Raw genomic sequence first — 21,619 nt, forward strand, 5'->3', positions numbered from 1 at the left:
GGTACATTCATGAGCAATATTTTGATCATTGAAGATGACACTGCCATTGCAGAATTAGAAAAAGATTATTTAGAATTAAGCGAATTTCATGTAGAGATCGAACATGAGGGCAGTGAGGGTGCTGCCAGAGCTATCGATGAAGATTTCGACCTGATCTTACTGGATCTGATGTTACCCGGCATGGATGGTTTCGAGATCTGTAAGCTGATCCGTGAAAAGAAAAACACACCGATCATTATGGTTTCTGCCAAAAAGGAAGACATTGATAAGATTCGCGGTTTAGGTCTGGGGGCTGATGATTACATGACCAAACCGTTCAGTCCAAGCGAACTGGTAGCTCGCGTCAAAGCGCACCTGTCCCGCTACAAACGGCTCACCTCTGCCGGGCAGGAGACAAATGAAGTCATTGAGATCCGCGATCTGGTTATTGATAAAACAGCCCGCCGCGTCATTCTTGCCGGTGAAGAGAAAACATTTACCACCAAAGAGTTTGATCTCCTCACCTTTTTGGCAGAACATCCAAACCATGTTTACTCCAAAGAAGAACTCTTTAAGAAGATTTGGGAAATGGAATCTGTCGGTGACATTGCAACCGTTACCGTACACATTAAAAAAATTCGTGAAAAAATCGAGGAAAACACCTCAAAGCCAAAATATATTGAAACGATCTGGGGCGTCGGATATCGTTTCCGCCTCTGATCCCTTTCGTATATTAGATATTATTTGCATCTCGAGGATTGGATCGCAGTTCCGTCTCTAAACCATTGTTTTATTTATGATGCAGTTTTTCTTCCAGCCGGCGCAGCCGTTTTGCGGCCTCCGGCTGTTGTTTTTCCAGACGCTTTTCCAACTTCACACGGCTAGCCTTCAATTTCTCTAAAATCTCAGGATTATCCTGTTGCAGCTGTCTGGCAATATGACGACGACGTTTTTCGATCAATTCCAGTACAACTCTGCGGTTATGTTCTTCTGTCATATGCTCCGGTAATTCGTCCATATGAAGTTCCATACGACGCAGGAATTCATCCTCATCGATCGCACCAAGCGTATGCCATGTTTCCATCAACTCCTCGATTCCCTGCTCAGCCAACTGCTCGAGATCCGGCATCTGATGGATATGTTCCAACACAATATGCACACGCCGCTCAATCTCATTAACCGTATCTTCTCCAAATGCCCACGCAAATTCTTCCAAAGTATTTTCTGCTTCTGCCGGAATATTCATAATAAACTGTCGTTTCTGCTCCGGCATTGAAGTTACCGGATAAGGCTCCCTAATACCTGCATCATGTAAAGCAGCCGTAATTGTTCTGCGCACATATCCTTTTTGGATCATCTGCCCTTTACCAAGCTTTCGCAACTTAGCATTAATCCCCTCGTGATGCTCTGTCATATAAAATGCAATGCCTCTGCCCTGCAAACTGTCTGCAAGCTGTTCCAACCGATCCGCCGCTGTAATATCAATATTTGTGACAGCTCCGGCATCGACAATGACCACCTTTGTGTCATCCGTAATACTTTGCTCAATATCATCCACAAAAATTTTGACATTTGCAAAAAATAAACTCTCACTGAACTGATACATAACAACATGATCGATCGGATACGCAAAACGATTTTTGGTGCGGTCATAAAATCCATCCCGACCCGGAATAATCCCCAAAAAGCAGCGTGGAGGATCAGTTTCACGCAGAATGACTTCTACAAAAGATAAGATAATACCAATGATAACGCCGTAAATTGTTCCAAGCATCAGTACACCAAAGAAAGCTGCCATATAAATATAAAATTCAATCCGACTCACGCGGAATAATCTCACCGCCAGATCAAATTCCACCACTTTCATCAAGGCTGATATCACGATAGCGGTAAGCACCGGTACCGGCAAATACCCTATAAATCCGGTACCAAACAGCAACACACACACCATTGTCAAACTCGCTGTGATCGAAACCAACTGCGTTTTGCCGCCATACTGGTCATTCATGGAAGTACGTGAAATGCTCCCGTTGACCGGACAGCATCCAACAACGGCTGCACCAAAATTTCCGACAGCACATGCCAAGATTTCACGATTATCTTTGATCTTATAGCCATTTTGAAAAGCAAAGTTATTTTCAGAAAGCAGTGTTTCTGCCATCACCACCACTGCCACGATAAGTCCTCTTCCGACGGCCTGCGTCATGTTTACTCCGCCCGGATCCGGCAGACGAAATGACGGGAGACCATTTTTTACATCTGCAAGCATACGCACGCCATATTGCTCTAAGGAAGCATATTTCGTCAAAAGCACACCCGCCACCATCACAACAACGACCATCGGAAACTTCGGCGCTATTTTACGGCTTATTACAATGATCAGCAAAGAAACGCACCCCAATACTACTGACATCCCATTCACGTGATGCATAGTTTTCCATAAATGGTGCAATAGTTCCGGAAGCTCCCCTGTTCCGGAGGAATCACCAAGTACCTTTGGTATCTGCATCAAAATGATCGTCACGGCAATACCGCTGACAAAACCACCCATAACCGGTGTCGATATAAAATCTACCATCTTTCCGGCTTTCAATACATAAAACAGCAGCAACCACAATCCGGTACATAAGGCGATCATGGAAATATAATCGATCGCTTCCGCAGATCCAAATACAATTCCAAGGGAGCTCACACTGGCGCCAACAATTGCTGCCGGTGCGGCATCCACGCCAAAGATAAACTGTGGCGATGTCGAAAAGCAGGCAAATAAAAGAATCGGAAGTACCGAACCATACAGCCCATAAACGGCCGGAAGGCCCGATACTTCCGCATATCCCATGGCGATTGGAATAGACACTGCCGCCATTACAACGCCCGCGATCAAATCCTTTGCCAAATAATTCTTTTTATAATTATGTAATGTAGTAAATAAACGCATAAACAATCCTCCCATCTCAGACGTCTTTGCCAGCAACCGCATCAAGGCAGCAGCAAAAGGTATCCGTTGTCTGACATGCTCACTTGTCTATCATTTTACCACATTTTTTGACGATCTGCAGGCAAAATCTATTTCTACGGATTTACTACATCGCATGACCTGCCGTCAAAATCTATTTCTACGGATTTACTACATCACATGACCTGCCGTCAAAACCTGTTCCTGCGCCTTATTTACCGCATCACATAATTCGCCAAAATAAAACATCTCATCTTCCTGATAACAGGCCGCCAGCAATGCATCCAACTCATACATTGGGTTCCATTTACGCATACCACATGCTGCAAATGTACTGTTGACCATGTCACGAAAAACATCTAGAGCTTCTCCCTGCTCATATCTGCTCTCTTTTTGCTCGATCGAACTTTGATATTGCTTTTGTGCAACATACAGTATCATCGGCAGAAAATCCTCGCGCTGAATGAGCTGGCATCTTCGATGATGTTCTTTGCTGAATTTCTCGACCCAGACCTTAGCCTCCAAGACCGTCTCCGCATAATAACTATCCTTCGTGTAATCTGCAATAAATCGACCGATCCATTCCGGGCAAGCCTCCTTTGACTCCATACCGGAAAGTACATTCAGCGCAATATTGGTGCGTATTTCCCGCTCTTTCTGTAAAGGAGTATTTAGCATATCCGACAAATGTTTGGACGTTAATTCCGGCAGGGGTGATTGCTTTACCTCATTTGAAAACAGTTCAATGATCGTAGAATTATACGCCTTCTTAGAATTGACCATATGATTCAATTCGTGAAGCATTTCCAATACATCATTATTTACATCTTTTTTCTTGCGTCTGGCTCCGGCGATATATTTCTCGATCAACTGATACTCCTTTTCAGATTCCGCAGAACATTTCATCCTGATCCATGTTGCAAAATCTGTCTCGCGGATCAGATTATCCAGGCTGCGTTTTGCATCCTCTCTGATCACGTCTATTATCATATATTTGTAAGTATTCAGATAGTCTAGAGTTGTCAGACTATATCCCTTGAAAAATTGGCTGTTTTCCCGCATCCACTTCATGAATGCCTCTTTGCTGCTGTTTTTATGATAGGCAAACTCCTGCATGAGCTGATTCGTACTATGCGTATGTATTAATTGCGTCTGCGTTTGGAACGATTTCTCATAGCCATCGATCATCTTAAGTGCCTGTTCATAAGAATAATGATGATCCAAACAATATAAAAAGATAACTTCTCTGTAATCATTATACTGTGCCGCCGGCTGACCAATTCCTTCCTGCAGAAAATGATTCAACCGCTGCACACTAAATCCCAAACAAAAGCTGATCATGTATGCCTGAGCTCGATTTGGCGTAGCCATGCCATTGATCCCAAACCACCGGCGCATTGTTGGTCTGGAAGCCGGATATGGTTCGGTCAGCTTATTCATCATAATGCGGAATGCCTTTTTACGGTCTGCTTCTTCCTTCCCCTCCACACCCATGAGTTCCATCATATACCAGCTACTCTCCCGGTGCTTTTTCTTCAGGATATCTTTTACTTCCGCATAAAATTTCTTTTTTGATTCATCGCGTCTTGTTGTATTCATGCCGTACGTTCTCCATTTCTTCTTACTGTCTTTATTCATTAAGGAATGACACCAACAAACTTTTTCTTAGATTTGGAAGGTTTCTTCGTCGCTGTTACAGTTCTCTGTGGAGATACTGTTTCCTTGGATCTAGCAGTGCTTTTTGGCTTAACAGTCCGCTTCGGTTTCGCTGACTTTTTTGGTTTCGTGGTGCGCTTTGGCTTTGCCGTTTTCTTTGGCGTCACTGTCTGCTTTGCATCCGCTGTCTGCCTCGGTTCCCCCACTGTCGATGTTGCGGGATCGTTCTTCTGTGCCCCTGCGGAAGCTTTCGCATTCGTCTCATCCGCATGATCGGTACTGATTGCCTGTCCGGAAGCAGTCTTTGATTCTGTCATGCCTGGTCTTCCTGACGCCACAGGTGATCCAATGGCTGACAATTTGCCGCCCGTTGTCAAAAGCGCACAGACAGCTAACACTCCTGCCAACACCACTGCGCCCCCTGCCAACAGTACGCGTTTGCTCTTGTGCTGAAAATACAATACCACTCGCTGCACCCAGCCTCTCGATTCATACAGTGCCGCTTCTAATGATTCCATGCTTTGAAATCTGCGATTTGCTTTGACCGCCATGCCTCGCATGATCGCATCCTCTTCTGTCGCAGACAACCGAATATGTGGCATATCCCGCAACAGCTTGATGTCATCATGGATCATTCGCTCAATCGACTCGTTTGGCACGATCCCCGTCAACATAAAATACATTGTCGCACACAAAGAATACACGTCAGACCAAGCTCCCCAATTACCTCTGCCGCGATACTGCTCCTCCGGCGTATATCCGCGCTTAAATAACACCGTCATGCTCTGTGTCATAGTCTGACGTTCTGCTCTGGCTGACCCAAAATCAATTAAGACTAACTCTTCCTTTTGATTGACTAATATATTATCCGGGCTGATATCTCTATGAATGATCCCTGTCTTATGGATCGCAGATAATGCTTTGATCACCGGATGTATCATTTGGAGTACACGCTCTCCGGCAATCGGACCATGCTCTTTGATATATTCTTTTAGCGTGATCCCGTCTACATATTCCATAACCAAATAAGCTGTTCCATTCGCATAAAAGAAATTAATAACAGAAACCACGCCGGCGATGCCGTGAAACTTTGCTAAAATCTTTGCCTCATTATAAAATTTTTCCAGACCATTCTTGTAACTTTCTTCCTCGTCCCCGGCATACACATATACCGTGTTCCCCGCATCACTTTCCTCTTCCAACATATCTCTGCTTACATGATTGATCGGAAAATATTCTTTAATCGCTACAATCTGGTCGAGAAGCATATCCCTGCCAATATATGTAATGCCAAAGCTCCCCTCACCGAGAACTCTGCCTATCAAATATCGTTCTTTTAATATACTCCCCAGACGAATGCAACGTGGTGCTCTATCATAACTTTCCAGAGAAAACCCACACAGTGGACAAGTTGATCTTTTGTCTTTTCCCTTGGGAAAGGCTTTCATGCACCCCATGCAGTATGTCATTCGTTCTGTCGTCATACGCAGTCCATCCTTGTTGTTCATTACTTATGCTTACACATTTAAGAATAGTATATCACAAACTTAATATACATTAATTTTTTTCCGTTTTTTTCATTCTTCATCGTATCGACACTTTCGCAACATTAGAATACACACTTTTTACTTTTTTTCCTCGCACTTTTCGATAGGTCTTCACCCGAAAATAATATGTTTGTCTGCGGCTGCTGCAGCGTATACGAAAACGACGGCGATTTTTTCGGATCGAACTGGATGTTAACGGCAGTCTCTTCCAACCTCTTTTTTTCATGCGGTAATAAATTATAACATTTGTGCCCTTGTATTTACACAATCGCAGCGAAATATAACGGATCACGCCGACCCGTCCTGCACCTGCTTTGATCTTTGGACGTATCATATTATTGGCAGCCTTTTGTCTGGATGCCGTCATCTTTTTGGATACTGCATTTTTCTTTGGTTTTGATTTCGCTGTCGCACGTGGTTTCACGGTTGGTTTGATCGTTGGTTTGATCGTTGGTCTGACCGTTGGTTTGACCGTTGCAATCGGAATTATCCCCGTTGAAGCATCAATGTCCTCTTGCGTGATCGTATCATTTGCTACCTTTTTACCCGTCATCGGATCCCGATATGTTCCGTTTTTTAGATCATTGAGCGCCGCCTTGAGACCGGTGATCGTAAACGTGATCTCTATGCTGTCCATCGGTACCGCAATCTTGCCATATCCGGCAGCCGCATATAACGGTCCGCAAGATTCCCAGCGACATGTCAATGCATAACAGGCAACGTCCTCGTTTTCCAATAAAACAGGAGTAAGTCCTTGTTCTACTGTCACACCATCTACTTTCAGAGAGACATTAGAAATGTTAACTCCGGAATAGATTCCTGTCCCATTTTTCTCTGTCTTCACAGACAGATCCGTTGCGATCTGCAGTATATTATACTTTTTAGACGCTCTTAAATTAATTCCACTAATGCCAACCGTATACTCACCATCCCGGTTAATAAACACATCTTTCACGGTTGTCGTTGCCGCATCCACTTCCTTACCATTTGCTCGAATATATGAATAACTGGATAGGTCGGTGTTTTGGTTAAAACTATCGCGATAATCCCAAGTCGAATCCATCTGGTAGGATACATAGGCGTGTATGCCTTTCTGCGCCCAAAGCTCGTGATCGATATACGGTGCCGGCATTGCCGTTGGCTTCACATTCACGTTCCCATTCGCATTACCGTTTCCATTCGCATTCCCATTCCCATTCGTATTGGTATTCTTTGAAGCATCAGATACCGTAAACGCCACCTCGATGACAGAGCCGGCGCCTAACGTCAGTATCTTTTCACTGAACAGATCGATCATATCCCATTCATTAAAACCATAATTGTTGCAATAATCAGCAACATAATAATGATATTTGTTGCAATAATGAGCAACATAATAATGATATTCCAAATACGGATTTAGAATCGTTGCCGCGTAATTTTTTCCTTCATTCGCATCACGATATCCCCATAAACTTCCCGGGTACAACAGTTTTCCATTAGAAAGAGAATACTCGTTCTTCTGTGTACCGTCCGCAGATGTGATCGTCATACCGGTAACGTCTACTTTCATCTTGCTTCCCATATACAGATTGGTATCCAGCCAGATCATCTTCATTCCATCATCCAATGCTGTCGTGTAAGAAATGGTATAATCTCCCTCTTTGGTGATCTGCATCACATCTGTAGTTGTAAAATCTGCAAAGATCACCTCATCCCAATTCTCTGACACATAACTGATCCCTACACGAAAGTCATCATCTTTCCCCTGGAACTGCTGTGGCGCTTCATAATTTGGCGTACCACACACTGTCTCTTTTTCCTCAGCAACCGCTTTTTGGATCATGTTATTTGAAAAACCTGGCATCGAACACAATAATGCCAGTACCACAATACACGCAATTCGCCTTTGTCTTATTTTCATAATGCTCCCCTTACCATAATTCTACTCATTCACCATAAAAATCTACAGGATATTTCCATCCGTTCAGATTAAACTTCTTTTATTATACCGATAATCGCCAGCCGATACAAGAAGCAAAAAAGCAAAGAAAACGCTTTGCTTTTATCACACTACACAACAGCAATTTCCTATTAAAACAAAAAAGCATAGTCTTTTCAATCTCTCGAATTGACTATGCTTTTTAGAAAGAGGGTTTATAAGTATTGTCCGCACAGGATCATTGTTCCTGTGCGGAACACAGGACAAACAAGATAACTCTCTTATTTCTTGATCTTTATCTTCTTCGTTTTACTGTATGGACCAAATATCTTCTTTCCCTTTCCATCTAATCGGTAAGCGCGTACACGAATATAATAGGTCTTCTTTTTCTTCAGCTTCTTGATCGTCAGTTTTCTCTTCTTCGTCAGTTTCGTTTTAGCCTTTTTGAACTTTTTGTTCGTGCTATACTGCACGCAGTATCCATTCGCTCTGGCAACTACTTTCATGGAAATGACTAACTTCTTGGAAGCCTTGTTCTTAACCGACAAGAATCTCGCTTTGCCAACGACAATCTTTGGTGCCGCCTTTTTCGGCTTATCACTTGGTTTTATAGTCGGTCTCACCAGCGGCGTATGTGTTGGTTTGACAGTCTGTGTTGGCACCGGTCTCTTCGTCGGCTTAACAGTTGCAACCGGATTCTGTGTCGGCTCGCCACTAGGAGATGGGGTCACATTTGGATCATCTTCCGGCTCCGGTGTCGGAATGACAACCGGATCATCGCCTTCCATCTCATAGGAAACATCAGGCGTTGCATCCATTCCAACATCATACGTCTTGCCCTCCTCTGCTCCCAACTTGACATCGATCTTCTTCGTCTCGATACCATTGGATACGATAATGGTTCTTGCAACCTTCTTCTCGTAACGATTATATACATCCAATGCTTTAAGCTTTCCATCTTCAATGACTGAAGTAAACGTCAATGGTCTGTCATACTGCTTCGAAGGTTTTACAATACTAAAGGCTGCCGTATTATCGATCAGATTCAGTTCCTCTGCTGCAGCACTGCCATTGTATGCTGTTGCCTGCAACGATATTGATACATTCTTGGCTTCACTGGTAAATTTCGGTGTGTAGTTAAACTGTAACACATATTCACCACGGTTGATCGCTTCCATAGCATCTTTACCACTAATAACGATCAACTTCTTATCCTCATCAAATGATGCACCGGCAGTTGTCGGCTTCACAGTCACTGCTTTCTTATCGACCGATGTCAAGGCAACACGGATCGTATCATCCTCTGTCAACGCCTTTGTACCGGCATTGCTGATAACGACCTGTACAATACGCTCTCCACCTTGCAGATTCTCTACCACTTCCGGATTACCAAGTACCATATCCGTACCAAGCAGTGTTAACTGTGCCTTCGCAGTTGCTCCATTGTCTGCTGCAACCTCAAAAGTCTCATTTTGCAAGGTATTGCCAAGTGTGTAACTAAAGCTCACCTGACCACGCTCTCCACTCTCCAAATGAATTGGAAGCGCATCCGCAACCGTTGTACCTGACTGTTTCACTGTGACAGAATCCATAGCCTTCCGTCCGGCATTCGCAAAGGACAGTGTCACATTGATCGTACTATTCTGCTCCACGTTCTGTCCAAAAGTATCTGCCGATACCTCTGATAACTCATTCTGAATGGTCTTCGTACCGGTGATCAGTCTTGCCGGCTGCTCCTCGTCCTTTGTCTGCGTCAGATCGGTATCTTTCGTCGTCTCAGACTGTGTTGATGTCTGCGCACATGAAACTGTTGTAAAACGGTCACCGTCTACTACCACACTGCCTCCTACCAACATCTCATTAGCAGACGCCGTACCGGTAATCTCATACTGCATCGACAGCGTACCCGTCTTTGCATTCAAGTATTTCACATACGTATGCATCTTAGAGTCATCACCTGCCGACTGCCAATACACAGCAGTGTCACTGATCGTATCTCCACCTTTGGCAAAATCAAAATTCTCCGTAACTTCTCCGGAGTCTTTCATAGAAACTGCATTAGCACTGCCGTCTTTTTGATAACCCTGTAATGCCAAATACGAATCTGTAAGTTCACCTTTTTTGTATTCCGACTGCTTCCATGCTGCTAAGAACATTCCACCGTCGTTCGTTACATATTTCACACGTGGCTGCGTCTCTCCCGCATCATTACAGGTGATTCGGTTTACACTCTTCTGGGCTCCATCCTTCACAATATATGAATAAAGCTCTCTCTCCTGCACCTCTTCACTGCTGCCCATGGTTGCCAATACCATCGCCGTACCATCGTCAGACAGTGCTACATCATACGCCTGGGCTCCCTTAATCTCGCCACGTTCCAAATAAGCCGGTGTACTCCAATCTGTTCCATCATAGTAACTATAACAGATCTTCTTTTCTCCCATCATATCTTTTTGAAGTGTTTCTGCATCCGTATCCGCAAGATTATAGGTGTCACTCTGCCATACTACAATTGCTTTTCCGTTGTTTACTGCTACTTCCGGTGCCATATCGGCCACATTATTTGCAGTAAGCGTCGTATGCTTTCCATTAACATATACATGGATCTCGGAGGAGTTAAACACAGTGTTTAATTCTTTGCTGTCAACATTTCCATCCGAATCAATGTCAGAATCATACACGGCAGAATCAAAGGCTAATACCTTTAAGCTGCCATCAGAAGCATAATCTACTGAATTAACCGTTTCCGATTTGCCTTCTGTTCTCCATGAAGTAAGTACTTCCGGTTTCGTCCATTCTCCGCTTTCTTTTGTGCTAACCGCAGGATTGATACTTGCAAGATCCTCAAGCGTATCTGAATAGGTGAGTGCCATACTGTTGCCATTGGCTGCAAGCACCGGCGGCACATCCGGATTGATATACTGTGTCCAATCTGCGCCCTTCTTCTTCGAAGAATACCGTACCACCTTACCGGTAGTCTCATTACTCATATTTGCAAAGTCCAACGGATTTGGTCGCCCTGCCGGGAATTTGTCCCAATCCTGATACGTTCGTACCTTACTGAAGCCGGTTCCGCATATTTGTTTGTGATACCGAACAAATAATCCTTTGTACTCAAAATCTAAGGAGATGCTTCCGGTAAAATTCAAACAGCCACCATAATAGGCTTTGGTCTTCTTAAGATCACTGAATGTAACGATACGATTGTCATATCCGATAGACAACCGTCCAACCGGACCAAACTTGATCTTTACAATCTTACCATCAAAACCAATTCCTCCACTGGCACATACATAACCCTCTACACCTACGAGAATGTCTGATACAAAATTATATTCACTGGTAACCGTCAGATTATTCGTCTGGAAATTCATGCCAACGAACTTATCATGATATGGATTCTGGCCACTGAGCAGCGCATCGACACTGACAGTGCATCCCACTTTGATTCCATAATAGATCGGGATGATGCCAACCATCGTATTGTTATTAAAACCAAATTCATAACCCAGTGTTCCGGCAATACCACCACCGGTATAGGTCAAGATCCATTTGCCATCAATATAGTCTGCCGTACCAAATGCATATCCGGACAGCGTCTTGGACACTTTATTGTCACGCAGATCATTGATTGTCTCTGTCACTACCGATACAACATTATTTTCATCGAGTCCCGCTGTACCAATGGCAACCATAAAGGTTTTCTTCAGCGGATTGTCGGTATCCTGGTATGCGATCTTCATTGGCAATACCTTCGGAATATTAAAGGATAACTTACGGTTAATGACCTCTCCGGCTGATATCTGCGGCGTCTCGATCGTTCCACAGAAGTTTACCTCTGTCGGCTTCGCCGGCTTACCAATCTCTGAAATATTACATACGGTATAGTCTGCCGGCTGATCTGCAAGCACCTCTCCACTCGCTGCTTTGATCTGATACTGCGGCGTAAACTTACCTACTGCTGCGTTTTTGGTGTTGATCGCAAATTCTGTTTGCTTCCACTCATATTTCATACCATCGACGGATGCCACGCTCTCAGAAACGCTAGGGATCTCCTTGTCATTAATAAACATGGAAACCGTATGTTTCTGTGAAACCTGAGAGTATACGATCACTTTCTTATCATATCCTTTATAAAGCGTAAGATTGCGAACAAACTCATAATTTTGATCTCGGGATGTTAATACGCAGTCATTCGTTCCATAGCAAGGCTGCAGCCATATGGACGTTCCGGTATTTTCCTGATATCCGTCTCGATACAATGGATAACGCACAAGCTGTGCCGCATAGGCATCATCCTTTGCCGTGACCTCCACTAACACATCGGCGTCCTTCAGTTCCTGCACATCCTCATACTCTAATGTGATCGTCTCTGAACTCCTGGACAATTTCTTCGCTTCTGTTTTGTTGGCGGAAGCGATCACGTTTCCATCCAGATCCACGATAAAGGATCGAACTGTAATATCAATATCCTCATCATCATGTCCATATCCTTTTAACGTCACATTTTGTTTGTAAGTGGACGATACCGGATATATATTGATCGGATAAGAGCCATCACTCTCACCACTCTTCAAATCCTCTAACGGTACTTCGGACTTGCACACGCCACAAGTTACTCCGACATCACGATAACTTGTTCCAAGCTTCCATACCACAGCATCTCCGTTGGATAACTGTTTCACCGTTTGATTGGAAGTATTCATCTGTGTCCATTTAACGTTCTTCTTAACCTCTGCCTTTGCTGCATAGCTTGCTTTGTCATTGTCCGCCAAATAGGACTTGTAGCTGTCAGCCGTGACAGGTCTGATAATATAAAGCGCATCCTTTAAGGTTGTCACATAAACACTCAGACGGTAAATCTGTTCTGTGGTCTCATCCGTGATCGTCACATAGGAAAAACCTTCATTTTTGCCGATCAGCGTAACCTTCGTCCCCTCTACCGAACAATCTAAGATATCTTCCTTTGAAGATACCGCCGTAAATACATCATCTTCCGATGCACCGCCCTTAATATCCAAATGACGTACCATCGTAGCCTGATTCAGCTCATTGTAAAAGGTATCCGCATCATCTGCATTTTTTACTGCTTTGGCAATCGCCGTCCGATTGGAAAGTCTATAAATTTTTGATATAGGTTCTCCATTTTCCTCCACAGAAAGCGGGGTCTTCTTTTTCTTTTCCCAAGTAGCATACATCGTTAAGGTCTTTTCACCCTCATAACGGGAACCGGCCTCATACATATCACCGGTACCGTCCTTCTTGGTATTCCAACCTATGAACTCATATCCTGTTCTCTTCGGCTCTTCCACCGTAAGCACCGAATTATAAGTATCCTCTTTACACTGCGTATTCGGCGATTCGATCACCTTATCCGTAGTGTTCACATTGTAATTCAATGCATACTCGCCATCTGCCATTGCTTTATCCGAAAACGTATCGACCGCATCCATAACCTCCGGCGTGATACCGTTTGTTACCGGCTTCTCCCAAGCAATGTAGTCGCCCTTTTTATATCCTCTGTTGCAAGACATATAATAGCCAAATCCATTCGAGCTTACAAACTGGATTCCATTCTCATCATATTTCGTAACTTTACCCATGCACAGCAAGCCCTTAATACCATCTTCATATACTCTATTCATATATTTTTTGCCCTTAGCGGTCGAGCATACATTATCCGCTGTACCGACTAAAGATTTGTCCGGCAGATTCTTAGACGTGCCGGCAACAACCGGCTTATCATTTTTCTCATACATAAACAGTGCAAACGGATATCTGTCATCTCCGCTATAACGGAATATAAAATAACGATCCTTTACCTGCTTCTCCGAATACTGATGTCCCCTTGAGGCGTTGGCCGTTCCCCAAGAAGCATCATATGGATAACCATTGATCTTATTTGCTGACGTTACATTATCAAAAAACTGATTGCTGCTTAACTTTACCTTAAACAGACCAGACTCATAATGGCGATCCCACGTTGCATACATGGTCGCAGTTCGATTGGAAGTATACGTGCCGCCGGCTGCATACGAGGTGCCGCTTCCGTCTGCCCGTGTATTCCATCCGGTAAAAGTATATCCACTTCTCTTCGGCACTTTTGAAGACAACGTCAACGGCTGTCCTCCCTGTTTGACCTGATCTTCCGGCATATCCGTAACCGCTTCACCATTTGCCTGAAACATGACTGCAAACTCACCGGCAGTCAACTGGTGTGACGAATAATCCGTCATTGCAGCAAGCTCTTTCACGGTTGCCTTCTTCGCAGTCGATTCCCATACAATCTTCTCTCCAATACCACGCCCCTGATTGCCGCTCAAGTAATAACCAAATTTATTTTTACTTATAAAATACATTCCGTTAGAATCTGCTTTTCCGACCTTGCAAAGTGCCATAACACCTTCCACACCATCGGCATACGTTTCCTTCATATACTTCTTAGCAGTGGCTGTCAGTGTGACATTTTTCTCAAGTCCGATACGAGATCCCTCGAGCAAGCGATCCGATTGATCTACAACGACCGGTGTACCATTCTCATCGTACAAACACAGTGCGATCGGATAATCCTCGTCACCGGAATACTTGAGAACAAAATAACGTTCCTTCATAATTTCCGTTGTCAGCTGCTGACCCTCGGAATCATTAGCACTGCCCCACGATGCATCATATGGCAGTGCATTCAGTCTACCGGTACTCATGATATAGTCAAACAACTGATCAATACCATAGCATCCTGAAAAAACACCTGTCGTGTATTCTCCTTCCCTTACCACAGACTGTGAGTCTACTGATGCTGCCTTGATCGTGATTCCCTCAAAGGATGTTGACGAAAAGACCATTCCCAACGTCAGCACACAGCAGATCACACGCTTCATAACCTTGTGTAAATTCATAGGTTCCCTCCTTCTTCTATTGTTTCCATTGTCTGTTGCAAAACAAAACCTCATACATTACTATACTTTCTTCAACCTGCCACACCGCATTCCTATAATATCCTATAATATTTACCGGCTGGAAAGTTGATTTCCCCATGTAGAAATTATATCATCTTTGGAGGGAGGGGGTGCCCACGTGGCGTGAATGGTCAAAATAGGGTGTGAAAAGTATAGGGGATGAAGGACACAGAAACAGACAGAATAGAAAAACAGGGCTGCACCTCAACTTATATTGTTAAAGTGGCAGCCCTATGTTTATATACTATTTTCTAATATTTTCGTCATCATGCCTTAACTACTTTTACATTCTTATTTCCCTTTTTCTTTAAGAATTTCTTGTATTTTTTCAGCATCTTCTTCGGCACTTTAATGACTAATTTCTTATGTGTTCCCTTAAAGGCATTGCTTCCAATGGAACTGCTTGTTAACTTGGTCGACTTGATAACAATGGTCTTAAGATTCTTGCATCCTCGGAATGCATTTTTACCTATGCTTGTAATATTGCTATCAATTGCTACCTTTTGTAATTTCTTATTGTTTGCAAATGCTTTTGGCGCGATAGAAGTAACTGTATAAGTAATTCCGGCAATTTTTACTTTCTTCGGTACATTTACCTTTTTACTTTTTGTTACATTACTATACGCCACCTTTGGTTTCTTAGCATTAGAAGAAATCACTTTGTAAGCTCCCTGCTTATTTTTCAAAGTTGTTCCTTTAGCCGCCGGTTTTTTCACTGGAGCCGGTGTCTTAGCAGGTACCGGAGTCGGTGTAACATCCGGCTTATCACTAGGCGTTACTGTCGGCTCTTCCGTTGGATCTATTATTGGCTCTTCGGTCGGAGCTATTGTTGGCTCATCTCCCGGCGTTACCGTTGGTTCAGCACTTGGGAGCGGCACCATCGTTGGTGGCGTTATTGACGGGACTATCGTCGGTGTTGCACTTGGCGCTACTGTTGGTGCCGGTACTGCTGTTGGCTCTGCACTTGGCACTAATGTTGGCCCTGTCGTTGGTGTCGTACTTGGTACAGTTGTTGGCTCTGTACTTGGTGCTACTGTTGGTTCTGTACTTGGCACCAAAGTTGGTTCGACACTTGGTGCTGTTGTCGGTGCCGGCATTGCTGTCGGTGTCGGTGCCGTACTTGGTACAGTTGTTGGCTCTGTACTTGGTGCTACTGTTGGTGCCGGTACTGCTGTCGGAATTATTGTTGGCACAACCGTCGGTGCCACGGTCGGCGTTGCTGTCGGCATCATAGACGGCACAGCCACAGAATTATCCACCGAAGCATCAATATCAGCCTGCGTAATATCGGCATTCTGTATATATTCACCCGTCATCGGGTCTTTATATGTACCATTTCGCAAATCAGTTAATGCTACTTTTAGACCTGAGATGGTAAAAGTAATCTCAATGCTGTCTTCCGGAGTCGGAAGTATCTCATCTTTGGATTCAACATACAACGGACCACTATTTTCAATGCCAAAACAATTTTTTAAAATGAAACAGTAAAAGTTTTCATTTTCTTTTTGAGGCAGATTCATTCCTGATGCAATTTCTTTTCCGTCAATCTTTATTGATGCATCCGTCACTTTCACATCCGAATATATTCCATTACGGTTATTTTCGGTTTTCGCCGAAATGTCTGTCGCTATACCGAGAATATTAAATGCTTTCGAAGCAGAGAGGTCAACGCCTTTTAATGCAATCGTATATTGTCCGTCTCGATTAAGAAATACATCACGAACCTGTACATCCGCCGCATTGACCTCTTCTCCACCTGCCTTTATATAGTTATAATTAGAATCCGTCTTACTGGTTCTATATGTATTTCGATAGTCCCATGTTCCATTCATCTGATACGCAATATATGCATGAATACCTTTCCGTGCCCAAAGCTCATTATCAATGTAATCTTTTGGCTGTTGCGTTGCAATCGGTGTTGCTGACACTTCCGGAGTATTCGCAGGCTCTGATGATGGAACAAATGTCGGTGGCAGCGTTGGGTCGCATGGCTCTGTTGTCGGCTCTGCCGTTGGTTCTGCACTCGGCTTTATGACCGGTGTTGGCAGTGGTTCCGCACTTGGCTCCGTTGTTGCTTCCTTCACATTCTTTACCTGAAATGACACAGTAATCGTCGAGCCTGTTCCTAATGTTTTTACGTCATTAGCAAACATATTGATGGAATCATCTGAATCAAATCCATATTTTTTATATTCATCTCTATAATTATCAGCCGAACTATTTATGTAGAAATAATACTTCAAATATGGATTTAATATTGTTGCTGCATAATTCTTTATGTCATCAGAATCCCGATATCCCCACATGCTGCCTGGCTTGATCATTTTCCCATTGCTAATGTTATATGTATCCGTCTTAGTTCCATCAGCAGAAGTAACCGATACACCGGTAACATCCACTTTCATATTGCTACCCTTATACAAATTAGTATCCAGCCAAAGCATCTGCATTCCATCATCGTCCGCTGTTGTGTATGAAATTTCATAATTTCCTTCACCTGTAACCTGCATCGCATGCGAGGTAGTAATATTTGCAAAATAGTCCTCATGCCAATTATCTGACGCATATGAGATTCCAACTCTAAAATCATCATCCGTTCCCCTAATCTGAGGCGTTGAACTATAATTAGGTGTGCCATGAACAACAGGTTTTTCCGTAGGATCTGTACTTGCAGACGGATTACTCGTCGGATTTACACCTGGCGAAACCATTGGTGTACTCGTCGGCTCTGAGGTGGGCGCTCCTGTCGATTCCTCATAATCGTCACGTTGTTTCACGGTATAGTTAACTGTTATTATTGCCCCCTCTTGAACTGTAATCTTGCTTTCCGAAAGCAAATTCACTCCATCCAATGCATTGAAATTATAGTCAACATATTTTTTACGATAATTATCATACTCTTCACTGATATAGTATTCATATCTTAAATTCTCATTCTTAATTGTTGCTGCATAATTTTCCTTGGCATATGTATTTCGATATCCCCACAAGCTTCCCGGCTGTCTCAGTTTTTCATTGTCAAGCGTATACAGCTTTTGATATGCTCCATCAGGAGTCATGATCGTCACACCTGTGACATCCACTTCCATTCTACTACCTTTATATAAATTGGTATCCAGCCACAATAATCCTATGTCAGAATTTGTTGCTATAGTGTAACTAGCCGAGTACTCCCCTTCGCCCTTTACCTGCATTACCTGATCTGTGTCAAAATCAGTAAAATTGTTCTCTTTCCAATCGGCTGAAACATAAGTTAATCCGACACGAAAATCATCATCTGTACCTCGGGTCTGCTGAGTCGCACTGTAATTAGGTGTTCCATGAACAGTTGGGTCCGGTGTTTCTGTCGGTGCCGGCGTGTATGACGTTTGAACTGCACCGTATAAAGTAACTTGCACATCCTGAAATTGAAGATAAGATTCTTTATCTAGGGCAGGAATTCGAACTGCCATATAATTTGCAAATTGAATTAAGGTATCCCCTCTATAACTAACAGTGTAGTATGCATCTTTTGTTAATTTGGCTGTAGTCGTAGCAACTCCACCATCCGTAAAATTGTAAATATCCTCATTATCACTATCAAAATTTAGTTGTGCCTCTGCCTCGCTATCCTCTATCGTCTCTAGCGACAGATCGACACGTCGAGCATAAAACGAAATGTCAATTCCCGTGAAACTCCATTGTTTTAATCTGTCCGAAAATTCATGTGATGGATTACACCATTTATTACCTAATTCCAAACGACAGTCACCGTCAGCACCATAAGACCATTCGGAACTTTTCAATTTTATCGTCTGCACAGAGCTGGTTGTATCCGATGCCGTCTCCTCTGATGCAAAAGCACTTTTTATTCCAATATTATTGAAATCACATAATGTACATGCTAATGCAAAAACCAATAGCAATGCTATTTTTCTTCGTCTCCCTTTTGTCATAACTTTCCTCCTATCATCTCAGCGGTGGTCAAATTCCATTGAACCAATTAACATGTTCTTTCATTTGAAATATACTGTAATATAGCGTCAACTTATCATTTTCTTATCACCACCTTTCTGTTTCCTTTTTTTCTTCAGAAACTTTTTGTATGCCTTATATTTGTTCTTCGGCACCTTAATGACCAGTTTCTTAGCTGTTCCTTTAAATGCATTTTCCCCAATCCGCCCAATTTATGCCCCTAATGTCACCCTTTTAAGCTTTTTATTATTTACAAATAACATGTAATATTCATGACTTTTTTCAACGTTTACCTGCACCTTAGCTTTCTCAAATATCACCGCCACAATCTTCAAACTGTTCTTGTGCTCGCTTTTCAACTTAATATATTTTTCCCAGCTTTCTTTTACATCTTCCTTTCTCCCTAACATCTATTTCCCTACATCTTCCATTAATATCTGTTGTGTTTTCTCTTTTCCGGATAACTTATTATCAGCATCTTGTTCTGGAATCAAAGCAAGAATTGCCAATGTCATTACTAACAACAATGCTGCAATTTTAATAAGTTTACTTTTTCCCATGGTATCTAGCTCCTCCTTCATACAGCTATTTCATCTTCCTCGCCTCAAGCATACACTATCCCAGTTCAAATATTTCTCCGTTTTTTTCATTTCTTTTATGTTGAGCCAAACCATCGATATTGTTTGATTTTTCTATGTTTTAGTCATTATAGAAATCTGTTAATCTATTGACCGCCCTTGCAAAATTGTATATTATGCACAATTTTTATCAGAAAATTTTGTGAAATATTTTTGATAAAATTTATACAAATGAATAATATTGTTGTTTTTCATAACCAATATCTTGCAGACGCACTAGAGTAACGTGCATTTAACACTTCTTGCACATCACCATGTAATTACCTATACAATTTTATTTTGTGCAGCGATTCCATCCTCGTAGAACACATTTGCGATATACGAAACAAAAATTTTCCCAACAAAATCGCCAAAGTTTTGCTCTGATTTTTGTGGGGAATATACAAAAAAATAAAATGATAAATGATAGTTACTTGTTTTGTTTCGATTATTTCAGTATATACAAGTTTTTGAAGAAAATTATTATTGTAAAAATACGGAAAAAAGTTATACATACCCTGTGATATACTTTCAAATGAAACAACGCAATGGAATATTGTTTCTTTGTATGAAAATAACCATGTACAAAAGAGGGGCACAAGGTAAAACACAGAAAATTGGCATGTGCATGTACACTGCCCGTAAAATGAAGGAGGAAATGAAATGAACAGACAAAACAAGAAACGAATATCATTGTTATTGGGATTTTGTTTACTGATAACAATGGGTGGCTTTGGAAACCTTAAATGTGCAAATGCAGCGGATGCCACTATGGCTGTGGCGGATGCAGAACCAACGAAAGCGCCAACTGACGTCAAGAATGCCAATGATGTTGCAGCAATTAATATGATCATTGCAGATCAGAGAGCAAAAGGGGCGACTGTAAGTGAAAATTTGGATGATACCGATCAGTACACTTGGAATGATGGAAGACTGGTAGAAATAAAATGGATTTCCAACTCGGATACAACAATAGACTATAAGTTGACAGGGGATATATCTTTTAATGACTTAACAGCATTAGAAACTATTGATTGTAGTGTAAGTTATGGATTAACTTCAATAGAAGTAACAGATTGCAAAGCGTTAAAGGCGCTTAAGATATCACATTCTCAGATAACGACACTGAATATAGAAAAAAATGTGGCACTTCAGAAGTTGGATTGTAGCGGTTCAGAGATATCTGATTTGGATGTCAGTCATAACCCGGGGTTAGAAGAATTGGATTGCAGCTGTATTCCGATTAACTATTTGGATGTCAGTCATAACCCGGAGCTGAAGAAATTGGAGTGTGACGAAACTCAGATTAAGAATTTAGATGTGAGCAAGTTGGCAAATTTGCAAAATCTTTCCTGCAATAATTTGGAGATTGAAAGTTTGAATTTGAGTAGTAATAAGAAATTGGAGAAGTTATCATTTGACTTCTGCGAACATATTAGCAACATTGATTTATCCAATAATGTAATGCTAAGGGAAGTGTCATGTGCTTATTCTTCCATTAATGCTTTGGATGTCAGTAAAAATGTGGCATTGGAGAAACTTAACTGTTATAATACGAATATCCAAAGTTTAGATGTCAGTAAAAACATAGAATTAAAATTTTTGAGATGCGATTCAACTAAATTGACAACTTTGGATGTTACTTGCAATACTAAATTAGAGTATTTGTCTTGTTCGTGTACGGACATTCTGTATGTAGACATCAGGAAATGTAGCAAAATGACGAAAGAGGATGTATACTGTGATTATGAAATGTTAATTGTGTACAATGAAGAAACCGCACAAATAGTTCCCGAGTGTGTTGCACTTCACAAAATCGTTACAGCGCAGAGAGCGTTAGGAGCTCAGATTGATGATTACTGGAATGGTGAAGATTATTATTGGGAAAACGGTCATTTGGTAGGAATTGACTTGTGTCAGCGAGGCTTGAAAGGAAAGATTTCGTTTGCAGGATTACCGGCATTGAGAACGATTTCAATTATAGGCAATGAGATAACGGAATTGGATGTTAGCAACATCCCTGATTTGAAGTG

At 42.2% G+C, this 21,619-nt stretch carries 9 protein-coding genes and 1 pseudogene; 2 read left to right on the forward strand and 8 right to left on the reverse strand.

Translation table 11 applies throughout. The features are described from left to right. The first annotated feature begins 9 nt into the window (after positions 1 to 9). Positions 10 to 699 carry a response regulator transcription factor gene (locus tag DXB73_RS11975; RefSeq protein ID WP_022025430.1) on the forward strand — a complete coding sequence of 230 codons (690 nt, stop codon included), beginning with the start codon at positions 10 to 12 and terminating at the stop codon, positions 697 to 699. A 70-nt stretch (positions 700 to 769) separates the two neighbouring features. On the opposite strand, the gene DXB73_RS11980 is transcribed toward DXB73_RS11975, so the two are convergent. The 8 genes from DXB73_RS11980 to DXB73_RS14590 all read right to left on the reverse strand — a co-directional run bounded on the left by DXB73_RS11980 (position 770) and on the right by DXB73_RS14590 (position 19,529). Continuing rightward, positions 770 to 2,917: a SulP family inorganic anion transporter gene (locus tag DXB73_RS11980; protein WP_243104116.1), complete on the reverse strand. Its 2,148-nt coding sequence runs from the start codon at positions 2,915 to 2,917 to the stop codon at positions 770 to 772. Between the two features lie 189 nt (positions 2,918 to 3,106). Continuing rightward, positions 3,107 to 4,534, reverse strand: a complete 1,428-nt coding sequence (locus tag DXB73_RS11985; protein ID WP_118691295.1) for a hypothetical protein — start codon at positions 4,532 to 4,534, stop codon at positions 3,107 to 3,109. A 38-nt stretch (positions 4,535 to 4,572) separates the two neighbouring features. Next, the gene (locus DXB73_RS11990; RefSeq protein WP_182448330.1) at positions 4,573 to 6,075 is read right to left on the reverse strand and encodes a serine/threonine-protein kinase; all 1,503 of its coding nucleotides are present in this window, start codon (positions 6,073 to 6,075) and stop codon (positions 4,573 to 4,575) included. Between the two features lie 100 nt (positions 6,076 to 6,175). Beyond that, a complete protein-coding gene (locus DXB73_RS11995) occupies positions 6,176 to 8,041 on the reverse strand; it encodes a hypothetical protein (protein WP_118691297.1) in 1,866 nt (621 codons plus the stop codon). Between the two features lie 299 nt (positions 8,042 to 8,340). Next, positions 8,341 to 14,955: an InlB B-repeat-containing protein gene (locus tag DXB73_RS12000; protein WP_182448329.1), complete on the reverse strand. Its 6,615-nt coding sequence runs from the start codon at positions 14,953 to 14,955 to the stop codon at positions 8,341 to 8,343. Between the two features lie 326 nt (positions 14,956 to 15,281). After that, a complete protein-coding gene (locus tag DXB73_RS14960) occupies positions 15,282 to 18,950 on the reverse strand; it encodes a leucine-rich repeat domain-containing protein (protein ID WP_118691299.1) in 3,669 nt (1,222 codons plus the stop codon). A gap of 231 nt (positions 18,951 to 19,181) precedes the next feature. Continuing rightward, complete coding sequence (locus tag DXB73_RS12010) at positions 19,182 to 19,379, reverse strand: hypothetical protein (RefSeq protein WP_118691300.1); 198 nt, start codon at positions 19,377 to 19,379, stop codon at positions 19,182 to 19,184. Next, positions 19,380 to 19,529: a hypothetical protein gene (locus DXB73_RS14590; RefSeq protein ID WP_182448328.1), complete on the reverse strand. Its 150-nt coding sequence runs from the start codon at positions 19,527 to 19,529 to the stop codon at positions 19,380 to 19,382. A gap of 720 nt (positions 19,530 to 20,249) precedes the next feature. Here DXB73_RS14590 and DXB73_RS12015 point away from each other — a divergent pair. Beyond that, positions 20,250 to 21,619: pseudogene (locus DXB73_RS12015) on the forward strand (leucine-rich repeat domain-containing protein); the annotation flags it as partial.

Origin of the sequence: Clostridium sp. OM05-6BH, from assembly GCF_003481635.1 — a bacterium.
Lineage (GTDB): Bacteria > Bacillota > Clostridia > Lachnospirales > Lachnospiraceae > Butyribacter.

Bases quoted from the DNA above. Each gene is read 5' to 3' on its own strand.
- DXB73_RS11975 (WP_022025430.1), top strand. From the start codon at position 10: ATGAGCAATATTTTGATCATTGAAGATGACACTGCCATTGCAGAATTA.
- DXB73_RS11980 (WP_243104116.1), bottom strand. From the start codon at position 2,917: ATGCGTTTATTTACTACATTACATAATTATAAAAAGAATTATTTGGCA.
- DXB73_RS11985 (WP_118691295.1), bottom strand. From the start codon at position 4,534: ATGAATACAACAAGACGCGATGAATCAAAAAAGAAATTTTATGCGGAA.
- DXB73_RS11990 (WP_182448330.1), bottom strand. From the start codon at position 6,075: ATGACGACAGAACGAATGACATACTGCATGGGGTGCATGAAAGCCTTT.
- DXB73_RS11995 (WP_118691297.1), bottom strand. From the start codon at position 8,041: ATGAAAATAAGACAAAGGCGAATTGCGTGTATTGTGGTACTGGCATTA.
- DXB73_RS12000 (WP_182448329.1), bottom strand. From the start codon at position 14,955: ATGAATTTACACAAGGTTATGAAGCGTGTGATCTGCTGTGTGCTGACG.
- DXB73_RS14960 (WP_118691299.1), bottom strand. From the start codon at position 18,950: ATGACAAAAGGGAGACGAAGAAAAATAGCATTGCTATTGGTTTTTGCA.
- DXB73_RS12010 (WP_118691300.1), bottom strand. From the start codon at position 19,379: ATGTTAGGGAGAAAGGAAGATGTAAAAGAAAGCTGGGAAAAATATATT.
- DXB73_RS14590 (WP_182448328.1), bottom strand. From the start codon at position 19,529: ATGGGAAAAAGTAAACTTATTAAAATTGCAGCATTGTTGTTAGTAATG.